At 55.7% G+C, this 20897-nt stretch carries 24 protein-coding genes; 13 read left to right on the top strand and 11 right to left on the bottom strand.

Annotated elements, in window-relative coordinates:
- Positions 1-14 precede the first annotated feature (14 nt).
- The gene (locus tag LUQ43_RS06110; protein ID WP_299965147.1) at positions 15-329 is read right to left on the bottom strand and encodes a hypothetical protein; all 315 of its coding nucleotides are present in this window, start codon (positions 327-329) and stop codon (positions 15-17) included.
- Positions 330-398: 69 nt separating this feature from the next.
- Between LUQ43_RS06110 and LUQ43_RS06105 the strand changes: the two genes are divergently transcribed.
- On the top strand, positions 399-1364 hold the full coding sequence (locus LUQ43_RS06105) for a presenilin family intramembrane aspartyl protease PSH (RefSeq protein ID WP_299965145.1): 966 nt from the start codon (positions 399-401) through the stop codon (positions 1362-1364).
- Between the two features lie 529 nt (positions 1365-1893).
- Here the strand turns inward: LUQ43_RS06105 and LUQ43_RS06100 are convergent.
- The 4 genes from LUQ43_RS06100 to LUQ43_RS06085 form a co-directional block, all read right to left on the bottom strand.
- Complete coding sequence (locus LUQ43_RS06100) at positions 1894-2448, bottom strand: hypothetical protein (RefSeq protein WP_299965143.1); 555 nt, start codon at positions 2446-2448, stop codon at positions 1894-1896.
- Complete coding sequence (locus tag LUQ43_RS06095; protein WP_299965141.1) at positions 2448-3182, bottom strand: TIGR04255 family protein; 735 nt, start codon at positions 3180-3182, stop codon at positions 2448-2450. Before LUQ43_RS06095 ends, LUQ43_RS06100 begins: the two co-directional genes overlap by 1 nt.
- Positions 3183-3602: 420 nt before the next feature.
- Positions 3603-4106, bottom strand: coding sequence for a hypothetical protein (locus tag LUQ43_RS06090; RefSeq protein ID WP_299965139.1), 504 nt, complete (start codon positions 4104-4106; stop codon positions 3603-3605).
- 638 nt (positions 4107-4744) lie between these two features.
- The gene (locus LUQ43_RS06085; protein WP_299965136.1) at positions 4745-5812 is read right to left on the bottom strand and encodes a GTPase; all 1068 of its coding nucleotides are present in this window, start codon (positions 5810-5812) and stop codon (positions 4745-4747) included.
- 65 nt (positions 5813-5877) lie between these two features.
- Between LUQ43_RS06085 and LUQ43_RS06080 the strand changes: the two genes are divergently transcribed.
- The 3 genes from LUQ43_RS06080 (at position 5878) to LUQ43_RS06070 (ending at position 7359) form a co-directional block, all read left to right on the top strand.
- The gene (locus LUQ43_RS06080) at positions 5878-6756 is read left to right on the top strand and encodes a CBS domain-containing protein (protein WP_299965134.1); all 879 of its coding nucleotides are present in this window, start codon (positions 5878-5880) and stop codon (positions 6754-6756) included.
- 54 nt (positions 6757-6810) lie between these two features.
- Positions 6811-7020: a histone gene (locus LUQ43_RS06075; protein ID WP_299965132.1), complete on the top strand. Its 210-nt coding sequence runs from the start codon at positions 6811-6813 to the stop codon at positions 7018-7020.
- Between the two features lie 84 nt (positions 7021-7104).
- Positions 7105-7359, top strand: a complete 255-nt coding sequence (locus LUQ43_RS06070) for a PRC-barrel domain-containing protein (protein WP_299965130.1) — start codon at positions 7105-7107, stop codon at positions 7357-7359.
- Here the strand turns inward: LUQ43_RS06070 and LUQ43_RS06065 are convergent.
- From LUQ43_RS06065 to LUQ43_RS06045, 5 genes are all read right to left on the bottom strand, one after another.
- Positions 7341-8039 carry a phosphoglycolate phosphatase gene (locus LUQ43_RS06065; RefSeq protein ID WP_299965128.1) on the bottom strand — a complete coding sequence of 233 codons (699 nt, stop codon included), beginning with the start codon at positions 8037-8039 and terminating at the stop codon, positions 7341-7343. The two genes, LUQ43_RS06070 and LUQ43_RS06065, sit on opposite strands and share 19 nt — an antisense overlap.
- Positions 8033-9010: a DNA repair and recombination protein RadA gene (gene radA / locus LUQ43_RS06060; protein WP_299965126.1), complete on the bottom strand. Its 978-nt coding sequence runs from the start codon at positions 9008-9010 to the stop codon at positions 8033-8035. Before radA ends, LUQ43_RS06065 begins: the two co-directional genes overlap by 7 nt.
- An 81-nt stretch (positions 9011-9091) precedes the next feature.
- The gene (locus LUQ43_RS06055) at positions 9092-10396 is read right to left on the bottom strand and encodes a nucleic acid-binding protein (protein ID WP_299965124.1); all 1305 of its coding nucleotides are present in this window, start codon (positions 10394-10396) and stop codon (positions 9092-9094) included.
- Between the two features lie 15 nt (positions 10397-10411).
- A complete protein-coding gene (lysA, locus tag LUQ43_RS06050; protein ID WP_299965121.1) occupies positions 10412-11704 on the bottom strand; it encodes a diaminopimelate decarboxylase in 1293 nt (430 codons plus the stop codon).
- Positions 11701-12849 (bottom strand): LL-diaminopimelate aminotransferase, encoded by a 1149-nt coding sequence (locus LUQ43_RS06045; RefSeq protein WP_299965118.1) that lies wholly within the window; start codon positions 12847-12849, stop codon positions 11701-11703. Before LUQ43_RS06045 ends, lysA begins: the two co-directional genes overlap by 4 nt.
- Positions 12850-12970: 121 nt before the next feature.
- On the opposite strand from LUQ43_RS06045, the gene cutA reads away from it, so the two are divergent.
- The 5 genes from cutA (at position 12971) to LUQ43_RS06020 (ending at position 15451) form a co-directional block, all read left to right on the top strand.
- Positions 12971-13333, top strand: a complete 363-nt coding sequence (cutA, locus tag LUQ43_RS06040) for a divalent-cation tolerance protein CutA (protein WP_299965116.1) — start codon at positions 12971-12973, stop codon at positions 13331-13333.
- On the top strand, positions 13330-14076 hold the full coding sequence (fdhD, locus tag LUQ43_RS06035; protein WP_299965114.1) for a formate dehydrogenase accessory sulfurtransferase FdhD: 747 nt from the start codon (positions 13330-13332) through the stop codon (positions 14074-14076). The genes cutA and fdhD overlap by 4 nt, the downstream gene beginning before the upstream one ends.
- An 89-nt stretch (positions 14077-14165) precedes the next feature.
- Positions 14166-14639: a DUF1890 domain-containing protein gene (locus tag LUQ43_RS06030; RefSeq protein WP_299965112.1), complete on the top strand. Its 474-nt coding sequence runs from the start codon at positions 14166-14168 to the stop codon at positions 14637-14639.
- Entirely contained in the window at positions 14627-14902 is a 276-nt protein-coding gene (locus tag LUQ43_RS06025) for a DUF1894 domain-containing protein (protein ID WP_299965110.1), read from the top strand. The genes LUQ43_RS06030 and LUQ43_RS06025 overlap by 13 nt, the downstream gene beginning before the upstream one ends.
- A 162-nt stretch (positions 14903-15064) precedes the next feature.
- Positions 15065-15451, top strand: coding sequence for a response regulator (locus LUQ43_RS06020; protein WP_299965108.1), 387 nt, complete (start codon positions 15065-15067; stop codon positions 15449-15451).
- A 22-nt stretch (positions 15452-15473) separates the two neighbouring features.
- On the opposite strand, the gene LUQ43_RS06015 is transcribed toward LUQ43_RS06020, so the two are convergent.
- Entirely contained in the window at positions 15474-16379 is a 906-nt protein-coding gene (locus LUQ43_RS06015) for a HEAT repeat domain-containing protein (protein ID WP_299965106.1), read from the bottom strand.
- A 308-nt stretch (positions 16380-16687) separates the two neighbouring features.
- Between LUQ43_RS06015 and LUQ43_RS06010 the strand changes: the two genes are divergently transcribed.
- The 4 genes from LUQ43_RS06010 (at position 16688) to LUQ43_RS05995 (ending at position 20846) form a co-directional block, all read left to right on the top strand.
- Positions 16688-18355: a 2-oxoacid:acceptor oxidoreductase subunit alpha gene (locus LUQ43_RS06010; protein WP_299965104.1), complete on the top strand. Its 1668-nt coding sequence runs from the start codon at positions 16688-16690 to the stop codon at positions 18353-18355.
- Positions 18352-19203 carry a thiamine pyrophosphate-dependent enzyme gene (locus LUQ43_RS06005; RefSeq protein WP_299965101.1) on the top strand — a complete coding sequence of 284 codons (852 nt, stop codon included), beginning with the start codon at positions 18352-18354 and terminating at the stop codon, positions 19201-19203. The genes LUQ43_RS06010 and LUQ43_RS06005 overlap by 4 nt, the downstream gene beginning before the upstream one ends.
- Before the next feature lie 19 nt (positions 19204-19222).
- A complete protein-coding gene (locus LUQ43_RS06000; protein WP_299965099.1) occupies positions 19223-20116 on the top strand; it encodes a hypothetical protein in 894 nt (297 codons plus the stop codon).
- 130 nt (positions 20117-20246) lie between these two features.
- Complete coding sequence (locus LUQ43_RS05995; protein ID WP_299965097.1) at positions 20247-20846, top strand: DUF2179 domain-containing protein; 600 nt, start codon at positions 20247-20249, stop codon at positions 20844-20846.
- The last annotated feature ends 51 nt before the right edge of the window (positions 20847-20897 follow it).

Here is a 20897-nt window from a genome sequence, read left to right as displayed (position 1 = left end):
AGTGTAGTCCGTGCTCACTTATAGGCACGCCGCGTGAGCTCGGCCACGTGCTCGTCGAGATGGGTGATCGCCATGTCGTACTTCTCCACCATGCGGTTGGAGATCTCCTCAAGGTTTGTCCGCAGCATCCGCTCGCGGGTGATCACGCTCTGCTCGAGCCGGCGCATCTTGACCTCCAGCGAGAGAAAAAGACCCCCGATCGAGAGCATCATCAGGGCAGCGGCAACCGCGATGGTCAGGTCCTGCCAGAAGCGGAGGATCAGGACAAGCGTGGAGACCACCATGATGGCCGTAAGAATGATATCCGGTAAATATTCGCGTATCTCCATGCTTTTAGATGATGAGAGCGCACTAATTAAGCTAACGAACATTCGCTGACTACAACACGGAGATATCTCATGGATACCAAGAATCTCGCCCCGCTCATCGCCATGCCGCTCCTGCTCCTCGTGGTGGAGATCGGAGCCATCCTCCTCTCGCTTCCCGTCCAGGCATCGGGGATTACCGCGTTCGAGGATCCCTCGGATGTTGCCAACCCGATCTGGTTCATCGCCATCCTGCTCGTCTTCACTGCGTTCCTGCTGGTGCTGATCAAGTACGATATGAAGAAAGTGATTGGCACCGTGATCGGGCTCTCGATCTTCCTGACCTTTGTGTATATCTTTGCCGCGGTGGTCTATGCGGCGATGGATATGACCTCAGTGGCAACGCAGGCATGGTGGGAGGCCGTGATTCCCGCTGTTGTGGTCTTTTCAATGACCGCTGAAACCATCGTTGCAACCGCTATCGTTTTTCTCCTTGCCGTGCTCGCAACGGCCGTTCTGTACAAATACCCGGAATGGTATGTCATTGACAGCCTCGGGATCCTGATCGGGGCCGGTGTTGCTGCGATCTTCGGTGCCTCGCTCGAGATCCTCCCGGTGGTGGTCCTTCTGGTCCTCCTCGCAGTCTACGATGCGATCTCCGTATACAAGACCAAGCATATGATCACGCTGGCAGAAGGGGTGATCGACCAGAAGACACCCATCCTCTTCGTCATCCCCAAGCGGAAGGACTACTCGTTTATTAAGGAGGGGATCGGGAAGCTGGGAGACGGAGGCGAGCGGGCTGCCTTCATCATAGGGATGGGCGACATGATCATGCCCGCAATTCTTGTGGTCTCTGCCAATGTCTTTGTGACCGGTGTGAAATTCGGCGGGCTCATCAATCTCCCGGCCATCGGGGCGATTGTCGGATCGCTTGCCGGGCTTGCCGTGCTGATGCACTTTGTCATGTCCGGTAAGCCGCAGGCGGGACTGCCGCCTCTTTGTGGTGGGACTATCATGGGATTTCTGGTTGGATGGGCGGCGATGGGGTGGGTGTGAGTAGCCCCTGACTTTCTTCCCTTGATTTGGGAATCTGGTAGAGTATATGGGATAATGATATTATCAAAGTCTTATAGAAAAAACAAGATGTATTATACTGTTTAATGCATGCATATAGTATTGACTTCGTTGAATGACATGTGATTGGTAGTTATGGTAATTGAAGTGATGATACGATTTTATCTGCTTTTGTAATCGCTTCGTCGACGGTTGTCTCCGTTGCTGCATATGCGGGATCTTCATAGTCACAATTATTTCTCCATTGCCTCAACTGATCCAACTTCAAAGATTCTGTCTGGAGTCCACGACGAAAGAGATGCACTCTTAACAGTGAGTGATCTTTTTCATTACCCTGAGGAATATATTGAAGTCTTGCCGCTGCATAGCATCGAGAGTGACAAAATGCAGCATAGTATGCCCTGCTTATTGCGCAGCGAAATGCTGCCTCTTGGGGCATCGAATTACATTTTCCTTGAATGTGAAGAAATCGTGCGATGTCAAGGAATTCTGACCATACAAATACCATTCATTACTCCAATGGGGGATGAAAATCAGTTGTAACAAGGATATATCCTTCTTCCCCAGTCATCGCTGATGCATACTCCTTGCAGATCGCATCAATTTTTTTAATTATATCCGGCTCGTACTCGTTTTGCCTGACATAAATGGTCAAGTATTGATCATCTATTTCCGGATCTTTATACAATTCAAGAGAGATTTGAGCCCGAGATCCAAATTCCTCTTCAGTGAGAGTACAAGCGTAAAGAGTTAAATCATAAATCCCACGGTGTTTCTGGAGATAATCGATAACCTCTCCCGGGTGTGAGAACCGGAATCCAAGATAATGTTGTAAATAGAGTAAAGACTGTTCAATCGTTGCAGCATTGATGGTATTACCTACAATATCCTTGAAATTAAAAATGAACTCAGACAGACTGGATTCCACAAATGTATTCTGGAGCCGGAAGTCTATGTGGCCGTATAATCGTGCCCGCCAAGTCTCTGGATCTTCAAAGGGAATGTTATCGAATGTTCTTGTTGGCCGGTAATTTCCATAGAACCCGATAACTGGATATTCTGTCATTAATCAAGCCTCACAAAAATATCCTCAAGCTTTTCCGTGATACATCCTTTGAATAATTGCCTTATTATGGCATGTGCAGCTTCCATCCATTCTAGTGCCTTATCGGAAGGAATGGCATTTTTCTTCGCAAGAGAATATTCCGTTGTCATGAGAAAAGCGACATGATCTTTTTTTGTCGCCATTGCAGAGGTCAACTGGAGCTTGCAGAAATCCCGGTTATTATGATAGGGTAATTGAACCCCCACCATGAAACTATTATGATCTTGAGGCAATTCGGCTCCCAGATGAGGATAAAATTTAAAATAATCCTCCATATGGATCCTGTTGCCAGGAATTTCAATCCTGTCAATATACACCAATGCCATTCGATCTATACCATTAATCTCCGTTATTTCACTAAGTGTATCATATGCCATCTGGATTTTTGGCTTGAATGATTCCCAACCGACATAAGGCTTCAAGTGATTGATCGAGAGAAGGTGTTGGCCAACCTGAATCAAAGATGAACGATCAGAAGAGAGCATAAGCGCTTTTTGTGATGCAACTAGATCCTGGTTGACCCCGGTCTCACCAGCCTTCAGGATCACCTCCTGTTCCAACCGGTTTTCTTTGTTGGGGAACTGATCCTTTACTTTCTCGTATACAGATCCCGGAATGGTCAGATCCCATTTTGTTTCTTTGGAAAACCGGAATTCACAGATCGCTTCTACGATGGGAGGATTCTTGTATTTCATATTCTACAGTGTCCCCTATCAGGTGAGTTCCAATGGGAAAATACGACTTGTATACGTGAATATACTTTTATAATATTATAAATCAGTATCGGTATTGCCTTAAAAAACTGAAAAATCATTGCGTGGTGTCCTGATTACTGATTGGGTGTTCACATAAAATGTATTGGAGATGACCAGTTTTCATACTATTACTCATTATGAAGATAATCTTTTTGTCCGGTTCACTGAGTCATCAGAAATTCCCCTGCCCCCGTACCTATCACGCACTTTTGCGCACCCCTAGCCGCGATTACGTCGTATTATCGGTTCCACTGTTCTGAGGGATGTCCCGTACGGTAATACAGAAGAATCGCCTGCGCCCCCGCCCCTAGCTGGGGCAGGGCTGGCGTAAGGGGGGCGATCATTACCTGTGGGCCCCCCTCACTCCAACCCCGGTACCCCCTCCGTCCACCACTCGACCCTTCTCCGGATCCCATCATCATTATACGATGCCACGGTCACCCGGTCCCGGGAGATAGCAATAAAATACAGTTCCCCATCCGGGTCATGGCATTTCAGGATCACCGAGAAGAGGTCGACTGCGGGGATATGCCGGGCCTTTCCCCCGTGGGCGTTAAAATTCGCGATATGAGAAAGGATGGCAGCGATGCCGTACTCGTATCCCTCAGCGGAATTGTACGTCTCCTGCCCGGCGCCGGTCCGCTTCCCGTCCGTATTCTCGTACAGGAACTTCGCGGTATACATCTCTCGGACCTTCTCGAACGGCGGGTGGTTCTTCCTGCCGTGAAAGTACGATGTGCAGCCAAGCGGGTTGTCCATGACAAGCGATTGGACCACCGCACTGAATGCTGCTAGGTCCGGGAATGGTTTTTTCAGGTGATGGACGGCACTCTTTGTTCCGGGTCTCTGGTTAAAATGGGCCACGAGTCTCTTCCCTCCGGTCTCCTGCCCGGTCGTTCCCCTGGGAAGACCGGGACATATGGATTAGGTTCAGATTATTTTAAGGGTCGTATAAATCTTTGGTGGTCGGGTTGGGGGGTTGGGCGGTGTACTTCAATGGTCGCACGAGTACGGTCCTATGGTGCGCCGGGCCATCTGGAACATTTTTCCTGCGACGTTATTTTCATGCACCGGCATCTCATCTGCCGCACCGGTTTGGTGAACCGAACGTCCGGTTACCCATGAAGTACACCGCCCGACCCCCCCATTAGGATCAGGGTCAGGGCCCGCAAATCCTGCAATGGCTTTGCATTTTCACGACAGAAAAAGAGGAGCAGGGGAGCGAATATGATGGCTGGATGGGTGAGGGGGGTCTGACGGTGTACTTGGGTATTTCAGGGAAGTAGCATGTTCCCGGCAGACAATCGCGATCATCTCGTTCAGCCTCTGCTGATGCACCCCTGGGGCTTCGTCCCCGCTGTCGGGGCATTGTCGTCCATGGTGACGCGGCAGTGCCTGTTCCGGCGGCATCGCACGTGCGCCTCTCCCCCAACGGGGAATAAAGTGGCGTAAAATGGGGAATCTGGTATCCCGAAAAAAAGGATCTTACCCTCGCGGACTTTTCAGGAATTCACCGGCTTTGTCCGGGGTTTCCTGGCCTTTTTGGGCTTTGGTTTCCGCACGCCGTCCTCATCCTCGATAAACCCATCGAATGCCACGATGTCCTCGGCTTCCTGCGGGAGGGACGAGCGGATATCCACCGCCCGGGTCCTTACCTCCGGTGCCGGTTTGTGGGTAAGGATCTCTTCGAGCACCGCATCAACGCCCGTCCCGTCCGCGGTTGACATCGTGGCGTATCCATCAGCGGTGACGAGGTCCGACTTGTTCGCGACGATGATGACCGGGACATTGACCATGCCTTTTACTTCCTCAAGAAGGCGGAGCTGCACCTCCATCGGGTACCCGCAGTGCTCTGAGGGATCGATGATGAAGAGGATGACATTGGCCACGTTCATCATCGCGGAGAGCGCCTGCTTCTCGATCGGGTTGCGCTCATCTGCCGGGCGGTCGAGGATGCCGGGCGTGTCCACGAACTGGATCCGCTCGCGTCCCATCTCCCGGTGTCCCACGATGATCCCTTTCGTGGTGAACGGGTACGATGCCACTTCCGGGTCGGCGGATGAGACCCTGCGGATGAACGAGGACTTCCCCACGTTCGGGTAGCCTGCGATGACGATGGTGAACGCTTCCTCCACATTGGGGAGTTTCCGCAGGACGTTCCTCACTTCATTGAGGAAGAGCAGGTCCTTGTTGATCTGGTGGACCATGGAAGCGAGCCGCGCCACCGCCCGCTTCCTGAGGACCAGGGTCTCCTCGGACTTGCGGGACTGGAATGCGATCTGGTTGCCGACCATCTTCGTGTGCTTTGCTGCCCAGCCCACCGCGCCAAGGGACTGCTTGATCTTCTCAACGCCGAAGAGGATGTCGGTCATCTCGCGGTAGAACGGGGAGATCTTGTCAAATTCGGGGAACCCGCGGATGATATACACCAGCCGGTCGTGGACTGCGGCCCCCACCGCCCGGACGAACTCCTCGTTCGCCCGCTCCTTGTTGTCCTTCTCCTTCATCTTCTTTGCCGCACGGCGGAAACTCCGGTCAAGGATCTCATCCGCAGTTGGCACCGTTGGCATCTTCTCGAATTCCACAAACTGCCTGCCTATCTATTTATTTATGGAACGTCAAACGGTTTATCGTTATGGACCTGTCCCTTATCCAGAAGGATATCCTCATCACCCTCATCACCCTCTACCACCAGCAGTCGCACTCCATCAAGGGTGAGGAGATTGCCGACATGATCCAGCGCAACCCCGGGACGGTGCGCAACCAGATGCAGGCCCTGAAGGCGGTAGGTCTTGTGGATGGCGTCCCCGGTCCAAAAGGCGGTTACATCCCAACGGCAATCGCGTACCGGGAACTCAACCTGAGCCTGGCCGAAGGCGACTATGATGTGAAGATCAGCCGGAACGGGGAGGACATCCGGGGGGTCAATGTCCAGGAAGTTGATTTCACCACGCTCTGCCACCCGGACATCTGCCATGCGATGATCAAGCTGGTCGGGAGTGCCAAGCTCTTCGAGATCGGCGACCAGGTTACCATCGGGCCGACACCGGTCAACAGGCTGCTGATCCGCGGCGAGATCTTTGGCAAGGATGAGGCAAAGCAGGCCCTTCTCATCGCCACCTCCGAGATCATCTCCCTCCCCAAGAAATCGATCAAGCACTATATGACCACCCCGTTAAAGACCCTGAAGACCACTGACACCCTCAAAGAGGCTCTCATCCTCTTCAACCACAACCACATCCATGGTGCCCCGGTGATCGACAACGGGAAACTCTCCGGTATTATCACGATGAGCGATATTGCCAAGGCGATAGAAAAAGAACTGCCGCTCTCCACCAGCGTCTCGGTATGCATGACCCCGGATGTTGTCGAGGCCTCCTCTCACATCAAGTTGTTCGAGGTCATCAACCGGTTCAAGGAGCGGGAGATCGGGCGGCTGATCGTTATCGAGGAGGGAAAACCGGTCGGGATCATCACCCAGTCGGATATCATCCGGGTCTTTCCCTCGCTCTAAATCCAATACTTTTAGATATCCTGCGCCAAATGTTATGGGAGGAATCAATGTTTTATGTCGGAATTATCACAGGCAGCAGTTGAACGGATCATCAAGAAAGCCGGTGCCGAGCGTGTCAGTGCCGATGCCACCGAAGCCCTTGCCGGCATGATGGAAGAGTACGGGATACTCCTTGCAAAGGAAGCCAAGAAGATGTCGGACCATGCCGGCAGGAAGACCCTCCGGGGGGTCGATGTCAAAATGGCCGCAGAACTGTTCAAATAACCTCATTTTTGCACGAAATCTGAAAACCTCTTTTTTGCCGTCAATTCAGAACAATTTAAATATTTATACATCGTCAATTTTTTCATGACTCGTGTATTTGCCCGCAGCCTCTCAAGAAAAAAGATCATGACGAATGACGGAAAGCTCATCGGAACCCTGAAGAACCTCCGCGTTGATTTCGATTCCGGCCAGGTGCAGGAGATGCTCGTCCACCCGGACCAGTCATTCTCAACGGACGGATACACTCTTGAGGACGACAACCTGCTGCTCATACCGTTCGAGGCAGTCAAGGATATCAAGGACTATATTGTCGTTGACCGCTACCTTGCGCGGAAATAAGAAGAATACTTTTTTACCCCTTCAACAAATCCGTTTCCGTACGTCTTTTCTGTAATATAATCTGCTGCTGCCCTGGTATCGGGATGCCCGTTGGCAACCGCAATACCTATTCCGGCTGCTTCGATCATCTGGATGTCATTGACGGAATCGCCGATTGCCAGGAAATCTGCGGGATGGAGACCGAGTGTTTCTGCAAGGAGGGCGAGCGTGGTTCCTTTGTTGATGCCGGGTGTCTGGAGGTGGATGGCAAACCCGGTATCGATCACCTGTACCGGGTGGTCCCTGAGTATGGTTCTCACCTCTTCAACCGGGACGGTCCGTGCAAAGGCGAGGTCGGAAAACCGGTATGTGGGGCTGAAGAGTTCCAGTTCCTTTCCCTGCATACGGTAATGTGCCTGCACGGCTTCGAGTGCCCGCAGGCACACGGTCTGGTTCCCGGTGATCCGGAGGGGGCCGGCGTATCCGGTCCGGTACACTCCCCCGTTCTCTCCGATGAATGACCCCTGCGTCCCGATCATTTTAGAGAGCGATTCCATGAAGCAGGATGTGTTCCCGCTTGCCAGTACTACGATGACACCCTGGTCAACCAGTGACCGGATGGTCTCGATGGCGCCGGTATGTATCCTGCGGTCGGGACTGGTGAGCGTCCCGTCGATATCAGTGATGAGTGCTTTCAACACGGTTTGAGACCAGCCTCTTCTACAATGAACGGTGCCTCGCCCTCGGGAAGATTCGGGCTGTCCACGAGGCGTGCAATACGCTTGCCGCCCTTGCTCTTTCTGAGGTAGAGCCGGAAGGTGGCCGTGTGCCCGACAATGTTGCCCCCGATGGGTTTGGTCGGGTCGCCGAAGAACACGGCAGGGTTGGACATGACCTGGTTGGTGACGAGGCCTACGGCATTGTGCTCATCGATCAGCTTGAAGAGCTCGTGCATGTGCCGGTTCAGTTTCTGCTGCCGTGCGGCAAGGGTCCCGCGTCCGGCGTATTCCGCCCGGAAGTGGGCGGTGAGCGAGTCAATGATAAAAAGCTTGACCGGCTTGTCGCTGGCTTTCAGTTCGGTTGCCAGTTCGCGGGAATTGTCGATCAAAAGCATCTGGTGATCGGACGTGTGGGCCCGGGCAATGTGGATATTGTCGAGGAACGTCTGCACATCGGGGATGTCATCAAGCCCGAGACCGTTCACCATCTGCTCGATACGCTCGGGACGGAACGTGTTCTCGGTATCGATGTAGATGACGCTGCCGTTCAGGCCGCCCTGGTCCTCGGGAAGCTGGACATTGACGGCCATCTGGTGGACGATCTGGCTCTTACCTGAACCAAATTCACCGTACATCTCAGTAATGGCCTGGGTCTCAAGGCCCCCGCCCAGCAGGGTGTCCAGTTCCGGGACCCGGAACGAGAGCTTACGGATGTCCTTGCGTGCTTCGAAGATATCTTTCCCGGTCTTGAACCCGCCGACATCCGCCACTTCGCGGGCAGCCTTGATGATCTTCTTTGCAACTGCCTCCGAGATCTCTGAGACCTCCGAGAGCTCGGCAGGTGCTGCCGTTGCAATGCTCTCAACCGAAAGGTAACCGGCTTCCCGGAGTTTCTCTGCTGTGCTCGGGCCTACACCCGGTAAATCTTCAATTTCCAATGGTCCTTCAGCCATTTCTTGTAACACTCCTATGGCACAACAAGATGTTAAAGACTGGCATATAAACCCCCGGACTGCGCGGGGTGAAAGTGTGGTTCAGGAGTCCTGCTGCTCCCGGAATTGCCGGATGTGGGCAAGTACGGTTTCTGCACTGATCTCCTCCGGCTGCACGGAGTCCGGAAGGATACGGCTGCCGGCAAGGATCCCGCTCACATGAACTTCGGTCCCTTCCGGGAAACTGCCTTCAATCAGGTAGCGGTCCTTCCCGTTATCGATGAATATGCATCCCTGGCCCGGGATGATGGTGCCGGAGAAGACGACCGGAACCGGCTGTGCGGTCTCCTCTGGCACCAGCAGTGCGCTTCCCCGCCCGACTGCGAGTTCGATATCCCCGAACCGCCCGGGCTTTGCCGTGGCATGATAGACCTCAACTGCATCCCCGGCAGCCAGCGGGACCAGCGCATTCTCTCCCCAGAGAACAATTTTCTGGTCGTCTTTGCCATCGGAGATCGTCACGTTCCTGACCCACGAGGGCGTGCCGTTCCGCGTGGTAAATGATCGCGGCTGCTGCACCAGTTTCACCCTGCCCCGGACGGTATAGATACCCTGATCGCCGACGGCATTGAGCGGGGTAAACGGGATGGCGATGCTCTGGTCAGTGGGGGTGACGGTGCTCTTGTCGTCAAGGCTGTAACTCCGCCCCTCATCGCGCTGGTTCAGCTTTGCACCGGTGATGTGAAGGGCAGCACCTGGAGAAACAGAGAGGAGCAGCTCCGGTGCCCAGGCAACCATCCGTGCGGTTCCTTCATCATCGCCGATAATGGCATCCACCATCTCCCCGCTGGAACCATCCTTTTTGGTATACGTGCGGGGTTCCCCGCGTGCTACCAGGATAACATCCAGGTCAACGGGTTCGTTCGAGAGGCTTCCGTGACCTGTACTATTCTTTCGCATCTCGCACTGGATCTCGCAGCTGGCTTTTCGCAGCGCAAGGGCATAGATCTCTTTGGTGCTCTTCCCCGGGTGGCGCCCGATGACTTCGAGCATTTCACCTTCCGCGACATCCAGCACCGCACCTGCTTTCTGGTCCCAGAGTACGAGCCGTGTTGTCCCGGTCTCGTCCCCGAGCAGGATCGTGGCCACCCACCCCTTCTCGCCATCTGCCCGGTCGAACTCCCGGGGCTCGGTCTTGTCAATAATCTTCCCGAAAAAAGAGAAGAGGCTGGATTTTGCACAGAGCCCCTTGATCTTCACGTGCTCCCGGCCCAGCTCGCCGACCACCATCATCGCGGCGGTCGGCTCGTCTACCAGGTCCCCGCACTCGTTGATCTTCTTCTCTACACGCTGTTCGAACTCCTCCTTGGTGATGAGGTCATCGACCAGCGCATAGTGGAAGTGCACTGCACGAACCTCCGCTTACTTCTGCCAGGGAGGGTGTTCCATGGCAGCGGTGAGATCTGCAACGGTCTCTCCCCTGCGCATGAGTGCTGCCTGCGAACCGTGGAGAAGAACCTCGGGGCAGCGCGGCCGGCTGTTGTACTGGGATGCCATGGAATACCCGTAGGCTCCTGCATCGAGGATCGCTACGATGTCCCCGGCAGCGAGTTCCGGGAGTTTCCGGTCCGGTGCAAGGATATCGCCGGTCTCGCAGATGGGCCCGGTGACGGTGTATTCCGCATTGAGTGGTGCATCGGCCTTGTTTGCCACGATGACCTCGTGGTAGGAGTCGTACATGGCGGGCCGGATCAGGAGGTTGAACCCTGCGTCCACGTTTGCAAACCGCTTGTGGGCTTTCTTGGTGGAGTTGACCCTTGTGAGGAGCACAGTAGAGTCGGCCACGAGAAATCGGCCGGGCTCAACCCAGAGTTCCGGGGTGATGCCGCAGGCTTCCATACCCGCCTTGAAGATCGGGACAACCTTTGCAGCATAATCTTTCGGCGTGGGAACCGGATCGGTATCGTGGTGGTAGGGGATGCCAAGGCCGCCGCCAAGGTCCATGAACTCCAGTGTAACTCCCATGTCCGTGAGTTCCTTTGCAATCCGCACCATCACTTCTGCCGCCCGTGCGAACGGTTCGACATCGAGGATCTGCGAGCCGATGTGGCAATGGATCCCGACCGGTCGGATACTTTTGCAGGCAAGGGCTTCCTTGTACGCAGCAGGGATCTCCTTGTGCGGGATGCCGAACTTGCTCGTGGCGAGGCCGGTGGCGATCTTCGGGTGGGTAGGCACTTCGAGCGCCGGGTTGACGCGGAACGAGACCTTGACCGTCTTCTTTGATTTCGTCGCCACGGCATCGAGCTGGTGGAGTTCGTCAAGGGAGTCGAGCGAGACCTTCACGCCTTTCTCCACCGCGAGTTTCAGGTCGGCCGGGGTCTTGGAGCTCCCGTTGAAGAGGAGTTTCTCCGGTGCCATGCCCGCTTTGAGCGCTAACTCAAGTTCTCCCGAAGAGAAGACATCTGCCCCGGCGCCTTTTGCTGCCAGTGCCCGCATCAGGGCAAGGTTGCCGTTTGCCTTTGCTGCAAAGAGCACCTGCACCTTCGGGTACCGGGCACCGAGGGCCTTCTTGTAACTCTCGAAGTTCTCCACGACCCGGTCTTCGCTCGTCACGTAGAGCGGCGTCCCGTATTTCTCTGCAAGCGCTACACAGTCCTGCCCGTTGATGAGCAGGTGACTGTTTTTAACGGTAAGGTGATGGGCGAGTCTCATAATTTCATCTTCCGCATCCGTTCGATCGCTTCCTGTATCCGCTCAACCGGCCGGGTAATGGCAAACCTCACGTATCCTTCGCCGCTTGCGCCGAACCCGACGCCCGGCGTTGCCACGATGCCGACTTCGGTGAGAAGCCGCCCGGAAAATGCCATGCAATCCTTGACCGGCACCCAGACATAGAACGTTGCCTTCGGGAGCGGGACGTCGAACCCGAGACTCTGGAGTCCTTTGACGAGCACATCGCGGCGCTCCTGGTAGATCTTACATGCGTCTTTCACGCAGTCCTGCGGGCCGGAGAGGGCCGTGATGGCTGCGTGCTGCACCGCGTCAAAGACCCCGGAGTCCACGTTGGTCTTGACACGCCCGAGCCCGGCAATGACTTCTGCATTGCCGACTGCCATGCCGATCCGCCAGCCGGTCATGTTGTAGGTCTTGGAGAGCGAATGCATCTCGATACCGACGTCCATTGCACCTTTTGTCTGGAGGAATGAGGGGGCACGGTACCCGTCGTACGAGATCTCGGAGTACGCATTGTCCGAGACTACGACGATCTCATTGTCGCTCGCAAAGTCGACTACTTCCTTGTAGAACCCTGCCGGTGCAATGGCTCCCGTGGGGTTGTTCGGGTAGTTGATGTACAGGATCTTTGCTGCCTTTGCAACCTTCTTCGGGATATCGGCAAGTACGGGAACAAAATTATTCTCCCGCAGGAGGGGCATATCGTGCACCTTCCCCTCGGCAAAGAGGGTACCGGTCCGGTACACCGGGTAGCCCGGGCTCGGGGCGAGGACATAGTCGCCGGGGTTCACGAACGCCTCGGCGATATGGGCGATGCCGTCCTTGGAACCCATCAGCGCCACAACTTCCTTATCTGCATCAAGGGTGACACCGAAGCGCTTCCTGTACCACCCGGCAACGGCACTCCGGTAGGCCGGCATCCCGGCATAGTCAGGGTAGTGGTGGTTCTTTGGATCCTTTGCTGCCCTGATGAGGGATTCTACGATATGGGGCGGTGTTGCAAGGTCAGGGTCCCCTACGCCGAGGTCGATGAGGTCAACGCCTAATTTCCGTTGTTCAGCTTTCATCGCGTCGATCCGTGCAAAGAGATACGGCGGAAGGTTGCTCATGCGTGATGCGTACATAAGTACTTACTATTGGCGCTGGACGCTATAGAATCTAACTCCCTGCAGGGAATGGCTCTTTCTCCCGGGAGGGAGGTTCAAAGAATCAGGCTTATCATGCCGTACTTATAACTTCACCGGTATGGAGAAGAATCGGGATACGGGGACGATAACGGCAGCCCCGGAGATCTGCGTGATACTCTCAACGGTTCCCAAAGCACGATCAAAAGAGATCGCCCGGACGCTTATCGACCGTCATCTCGTTGCCTGCGTCAACATGACCCCGGTAAGGTCATGGTATTCCTGGAAAGGGGAGTTCTGTGATGACGAAGAGCACCTGCTGATTGCAAAGACGCAGAAAGTACTGGCCGGTACGGTTATCCGTGCCATCCGCGAACTGCACCCGTACGAGGTGCCGGAGATCATCGAACTGCCCGTAACCGGCGGGCACCTGCCCTATCTTGAGTGGGTACACCAGGAGACCCGGGAGATACGCGCTCCATGATCCCCATGATCCATATGCATCACGGTATCCAGGTTGTTGCAGGAGAGCCGCACGAGACCGATGATGCCATCGTCATTGAGGACCGGTTCGAGCTCTTCCTGAATGACCGGTTCGTGACCGGCATGGTTGCGAGCCGCGACCAGCTGAAGGAACTGGGAGCAGGATACGTGATCAACGAGGGGCTGGTCCGCTGCGTCGATAAGGTGTCCGTTGACGGGGATCGTATCCTTGTGTACTCCGATACCGGCTGCGACCTGAAATGGGCAAAACAGGAGGTCGGATCCTCCGGGGGACTCAGTTTTATCACCCCGCCTCAGCGGGTGGTCTCGGATGTCCGGGTCTCACCGGATGACGTGATTGCCATTACCCGGGAGATCGAGACCGAACTCTGGCGGAAGACCGGGGGGGTCCACTGCTCGGTTCTCTTCTGCAACGGGCAGCTCCTTGCCAAGAGCAGCGACGTGGGCAGGCACAATACGGTCGACAAGCTCGTAGGGTATGCGGCCCTGAATCATATTGACCTCTCCCGGTGCGTAATCGGATGTACCGGCCGCCAGCCGGCGGGGATGGTCCGGAAGAGCGCCCATGCAGGTATCCCGATCATCATCTCCCGGGCGGCATCGACCGACAAGGGGATCGCTGCGGCAGACGCGGCAGGTATCACCCTCATCGGGTTCTCGCGGCAAGACCGGTTCACCATCTACACGCATCCCGACCGGGTCATGCTCCGGGGCAGGGATTAGACCGGCACCCGGCGGGCAGGTGCCGTGATGCGCAAGGTTATTTCCTCCAAACGGGAAAAGAATCTACCAGTAGTCAGGACTGATCGATCGTGGCAGACGAACCAGCAGCAAAAACCGTAACTGCACTCCTTGTGCTCGGGTGTCCGCAGGTACCGGTGCAGACCAGTATCGCGCTCTATCTCATCAACCGGCTCAGGAAGGCCGGTATCACACCGGTGGTTGCCGGCAACAAGGCGGCAAACACCCTGCTCGTGGTCTCGGATCCCGATCGCCATTATCTCGGCGAGGTGATAGATCTCGACCGGGCCGTGGGACTGATCTCTGACAAGAAACGGGACTTTGACCGCTGTTTCGTTTTCATCCATAATGATGCAGGTGTCAGCTACGCGGCAACAATGGGCGCGATCTCCCACGCGAAACTGTATGCCCTGGTGTACGGGGAACACTACGAAGAACAGGTGAAGAAGATCGACTTCCCCTGCACGGTCATTGCGGCAAAGGCCGTCCACAACCCCCTGCCCTTAAAGAAAGCAATCGATGAGGTGACCCCATGGGCTGCGTAGAAGAGATGAACTATGAGATTGTCCTGCGGGATGCCACCTTCAAGGAGTCCCGCGAGTATGTCCGATCGAATTTCAAAGAATCCATCGATGTGCAGCCCGGGTTCAAGGTCTTCGACGTCCACGTGATTGGCCTGCCCCCGATCGCGATAGGGCTGGACGGCGACTTTGTCATCTTCCCGTACACAAAGCCCTGCCACGGCACCTTCCTCCTCCGCGTAGAAGACAAGGAAGAGGCGGCACGGCTGCGGGCCGGAAAAAAGTGATCGTATACCGGTTTGCCGTTTGTGTACCCGTATGATCTTCGCAATCCGGTTTTTGAGGTGCGGGGGACCGGGGTCTGAAAGGGGATTTGATCTCCCGATCCACAAATGATATATTATATAGCGGATTGAAGGGGAATAATACAAAAATATTTTGGGTTTTGTATGGCGGGCAAAGGAAAAATACTGCTGATGGACGATGAGCAGATCATCCTCGATGTTACCCAGGAAGTGTTGAAGTTTCTTGGGTACGACGTGATGTTTGCCGAGAACGGGTCCGATGCAGTCAGCCTGTATATGCGGGAAAAGGAAGCCGGTGCCCCGTTTGATATCGTCATTCTCGATCTCTCTATTCCGAACGGAATGGGGGGAAAGGAGACCATCCAGAAACTACGGGCATATGATCCTGCCGTGAAAGCCATTGTCTCAAGCGGCTATTCCAATGATCCGGTTGTCACGGATTATGCAGGGTACGGGTTCTCCGGGGTCCTGTCGAAACCCTACAAGATCAATGATGTAAAATTAATCCTGGAACAGTTGCAGAAACTCTGAAAACCGGTACGGGGATCGGTTATTATGCCGGTTTCCTGGTTTTTGCGCATTTTTTATGGATCTTTCCGATTGCCTCGTCTGCTGCCCTGCGCACGTACTCGTCTTTGTCCGCGAGCAGTTTTTCAAGGGGTTCCAGTGCCCGCTCATCCCCGATGTTGCCAAGGGCATCAGCGGATCCCCAGCGGACATACCAGTCCAGGTTTTTGAGGCACAGGATCAGGGTATCGACAGATGTGTGACTGCCCAGTTTGCCCAGTGCCCATGATGCAGGTACCTGGACAAACGAGTCGGGTTCCTTGAGGGCTTTTGCCAGGCACATCGCAGCGCGCTTGTCGCCGATCTTCCCCAGTGCATCCGCTGCACTCCAGCGGACATACCAGTCCATGTCGTTCACTGACTGGATCAGGGGCTCAACGGCGCGGTTGTCGCGGATCTCCCCCAGTGCCCAGGCGGCCCTGACACGGACCCACCAGCGTTTGTCTTTCAGGGCAAGGATCAGGGGTTCAACAGCAGGTTCCCCGATGAGGGAGAGTGCGTACGCGCTCCGCCACTGGACGTCGCCGTCCTCATCCCGCATGATCTCGATAAGTTTCGGGATGGCCGGCTCCCCGATTTCCGCGAGGACGCGGGTTGCATGCCAGCGTATATCATGGTCCTCTTCGGACAGTGCCCGGATCAGCTGGGGAAGTGCTGCCACGCCGATACGGCCAAGGGCGAGACCGGCCAGCCACCGGACATCCTTGTCATTCTCCTTGAGTGCGCGTATCAGCGGCTTGACTGCCGGCTCCCCGATATCCCCGAGAGCCAGCGCCGCTCTCCACCGTATCCCGAGATTGGTATGACGGATCGCCTTGATCAGGCTGTCCATATCCATACCGCCGATCGTGTGGATATAGTAAGCCTTCTTTTCCGATCCCAGTTCTTTCATGCTCACAAGGGTCTCCCGTTGCTGATGCGGAGGAATGCAGCGTTCCTTATTCTATAATTGGCACAGAGAATCGCAGAGAATTCCGTCGATCCCGGATGTCCGGACAGGGGGGTATCATGCCCGGCGACCCGGATCTATCTATAGTCATGAATGATTGATTCCGACCTATTTGAATATAACGGCAAGAACTGACGTCGGAAACCGGGTGCTGCCGGAGAGGTCTCCGGCATAGCACGCCGCACAGGCAGGAGGTATCCCCATGCCAACGTATATACCTGAACCTGCAGGATCGTATCATACGGGGTTGTATGACTGACGAAAGGGAAGTGTCTGTCCTTGTCGGAGGGAAAGCCGGCGATGGTATCAACAGCGCCGGTGCACTGGTGGCACAGCTGCTCAATCATCTCGGCTACCGGGTTTACCTGTATTTCGATTATCCGTCGCTGATCCGGGGAGGCCATAATTTTGCGGTAATCCGGGGTTCGGACCAGGACGTATCAACCTGTCGGGAGAAGGTTGATTTCATCCTGGCCCTGAACCAGGAAACAGCAAACCGTCACCGCGAACAGGCGCATGCCGGTACTGCGGTGATATTCAATGCAGACCTGGTTAAGTCTGATGGCCAGGGTATTCCGGTAAAAGCCCTGCTTTCGCACGAGAATGCGCCCGAGATCATGGGGAACTCGGCAGTAATCGGGGGTTTTGCAAAGGCTGCCGGTATTGACTGGGAGATCGTGGAGGCGGTGTTCCGGTCCCATATTCCCAAAGGAACGGACATGAACCTGAACGTGGCCCGGGCTGCATACGACCAGCTTGCAACGGTCCGCCGTATTGTACCGTGCAGCAACCCGCCCCTTCCGCTTCTCACCGGGAACGAGGCTATCGGTCTTGGCCTGGTCAGGGGCGGGCTTGAATCTTATGTGTCGTACCCGATGACCCCGTCATCAAGCCTGCTTCACTTCCTTGCCGGGGAGAAAGAGCGATTCGGCATAACCGTTGTACATCCCGAAAACGAGATTGCCGTTATCCTGATGGCTCTCGGATTTGCGTATGCCGGGAAACGTGCTGCTGTCGGTACCTCCGGTGGCGGGTTCTGTCTCATGACCGAGGGGCTCTCCCTTGCCGGTATGGCAGAGCTTCCCCTGGTGATCGTGGTCTCCCAGCGGACCGGGCCATCAACCGGGCTCCCCACGTATACCGGGCAGTCCGAACTCCGTTTTGTCATGCATGCCGGGCAGGGAGAATTCCCCCGCCTCGTTGTTGCACCGGGGGATGCAGCCGAGGCACTCGCATGGTCAGCCATTGCAATGGAGATTGCCTGGAAATTCCACATCCCGGCATTCATTCTTCCCGATAAGACCCTGTCGGAAGGTACCTACAGCATGGATATTGATACGGGCAGTACCATTGCACCCGTAACCGGGGAGACTCCCGTTCTGGAAGGGCATTCCCCTTATCGCAGGTATGCGGACACCCCGTCCGGCGTCTCGCCCCTTGCATTCCCCGGCATGAAGGATACCGTGGTGAAGGTGAACAGCTATGCCCACGATGAAGACGGGTACACCACCGAGGAAGCGCCCATGGTTGCCCTGATGGCAGAGAAACGGTCGCGCAAGGAGGCCGGGCTGGCCCGCGCAATGGACGGATTTAAGCAGGTCAATGTCCTCGGGTCTGCCGGTGCCCCGACAGCACTTCTCTGCTGGGGGTCAACAAAAGGCGTGTGCCGGGAAGTTGCCGGCATACTCGGGCTCCGGGTTGTCCAGCCGGTAGTGCTCGAACCGTTCCCGGAGGATCAGATGAAACAAGCGCTTGCCGGGACGACGAAGATCATCTGCGTTGAGGAGAATGCAACCGCACAGCTGGCAGCACTTGCCCGGCAGCATGGGATCAGCGTGGATGCGAAGATCCTCCGGTATGACGGCCGCCCGTTTACGTACGAGAATCTCCTTGGGAGAATCCGGGAGGAGGTCTCATGACCGGTCGGGCGCTCATTACGGAGGTCCAGAACACCTGGTGCCCGGGCTGCGGCAACTTCACCATCCAGCATACGCTCAAGACCATTCTCGCGGAAAGGGAAGCCACCGGCAGGTCGCTGGATGATGTGGTCCTGGTATCAGGTATCGGCTGCCATGCAAAGATCGCTGACTACCTGAACATCAATTCCTTCTACACCCTCCACGGCAGGACGATTCCCGTGGCAACCGGTATCAAACTTGCGAATCCCGACCTTGCCGTGATCTGTTGCTGTGGCGACGGGGACTGTTATGCGGAAGGGCTGGACCACCTGATCTTTGCCGCAAAACGGAACATCGATATCACGGTCATTGTCCACAACAACCGCGTGTACGGGCTCACGACCGGACAGTACACTCCCACATCCCCGCTGGGATTCCGGGGCAAGTCCACCCCCCTGGGCACAGCGGAATTCCCCCTTAATCCGGTTGAGCTGATGCTTGCGAGCGGCGCGACCTATATCGCGCGGGGCTATACGAAAAAGATGGACCAGTTAAAAACCCTCATCCGCGGCGGGATTGATCACCCTGGCTTCTCGTTCATCGACGTGCTCCAGATCTGCGCCACGTTCTTCCCGGCAGCGGATTATTACACGCCCCGGGTGTACGAGCCTGGGGATCATGACCCATCGCGGTTCGACCTTGCCTGTGCGCTGGCCCGCAAGTGGGATTACAATGCGGACGCCCGGATTGCGCTCGGGGTATTCTACCGGACAACCTTCCCGAGTTTCAACGAACGGCTGGGCACACCAAAGAAGAGTCCAAAAGAGCGGGAACAGGGAATCCGCGACCTGCTGGCATCACGCATATAATTACGGCAGTCATACGGATATGGTAGACTTCCGGTTCAAAGCCCGGGGTACCTGCGGGAACGGTGATTCGATGAGCGGCAACAGGCAACAACCGGACCGAAGAAGCGGTATTCTTCCCGGATCAGGGAGAGTATCACGGGGTGCGTTCAACCGCCTCCTGCTGCTCCCGCTTCTCGTATACCTGGTCTGGACCGCAGAGACTTACTTGTTTGCAGGTTCTTTGGGGCTCTTTGGCGCTCCCGATGCCTTCGCATTCCTGCTGTATACGACCGTGACGTGCATTCTTATCGGTATTGTTGTCCCGGTTATGCTCGTGCGCCGGGCATTTTTTACCGGCGATATTAATATGCACCAGATCGGGTTCCGGTCCCTGCGACGGACCCTCCTCATGACTTCCCTGACCCTGCTTCTCGTGTGGGCGGCGGTTGCGCTCCAGAACCCGTTTGGCACGGACCGCTTCTCCTTTGCCGTGGTCTTTCTCCAGTTCCTGCCGACCGGGATTGCCATGGTCATGACCTGCTGGGTGCTTGCCGGCACGCATGTCCAGGCATATGTCCGCAATGGCGGGGTGCTCCACTCTATCTGTACCGGTGTCATCGTCACGGGTATCCTGTCCGGGCTTTCCTTTGTCGCTCTCAACCCGGGGGTCGGGATCCCTGGCAGTCTTGTCCTGTACTTCTCCTTTGGGATCCTTGCGGCGATCTTCTTCTTTGCGGTGCGGGATGTCTGGGCCACCTCTGTTGCGGTGACGGGAGGTCTTGTCTGGCTCATGGCCGGGCGGGCTGATACCACGACTATCGTCCCGGTGTTTCCCGCCATATCCGCTGCCGCGGTACTCACGACAGGGATCCTGGCGATTATCCACTGGCACCTGTCCCGGCATTATGTTACGATACCCGCACCGGCTGCATGATCCATGGCACTCCCTGATCCTCCCGTGAGGTGAATGCGGGCGGGGGCTTTCAGGATGTTCACGTTCCGAAGGTACAGTTCAGCCATGCCCACCGCAACTATTAATATTGGCGATCCGTGATCAGGTATTGATGACGATCTCTCTGGTAACACCCGGGGTCTTTGCCTTCGTTATCGTGCCAATCCTGATCTTCCTTGCCCGTGTCTGCGACATGAGCCTTGACACGATCCGGGTCATCTTCATGTCGAAAGGGATCAAGTACCTCCCGGCGATCATCGGCTTTTTCGAGGTGATCATCTGGCTCGTTGCCATAGGCCAGGTGATGAACAACTTGACGAACGCGGTCTGTTATATCGCCTACGGTGCAGGGTTTGCCACGGGGACGATTGTCGGCATGGCCATCGAGGAGAAACTCTCGCTGGGCTTAACCAGCGTGCGGATCATCACCAAGGAGGATCCAGCGGAACTCATCCAGTTCCTGCGCTCGCATAACTATGGTGTCACAAGTATCGACGGGGAAGGTGGTACCGGGAAGGTAACGATGGTCTTCACCATCATCAGGAGGCAGGATCTCCAGCACGTGGTGGGGCTCATCAAGGATTTCAACCCCAATGCGTTCTATTCCATCGAAGAGGTGAAGTCTGTGGCAGAGGGTGTGTTCCCCGAGCAGAACTCTCGCGGTCTCATCCACTGGCTCTACGCGATGGGCTCCGGCCCGAAAGGCAAGTAACCGGATACCTTTTTTAAAACAGGCTTCGGACGGGATGGGGGATGGGATTTT

It is taken from the genome of Methanoregula sp., from assembly GCF_028679125.1.
Classification (GTDB): domain Archaea; phylum Halobacteriota; class Methanomicrobia; order Methanomicrobiales; family Methanospirillaceae; genus Methanoregula.
The sequence above is the reverse complement of the archived record's forward strand: the minus strand, read 5'-3'. Positions and strand labels throughout refer to the sequence as shown.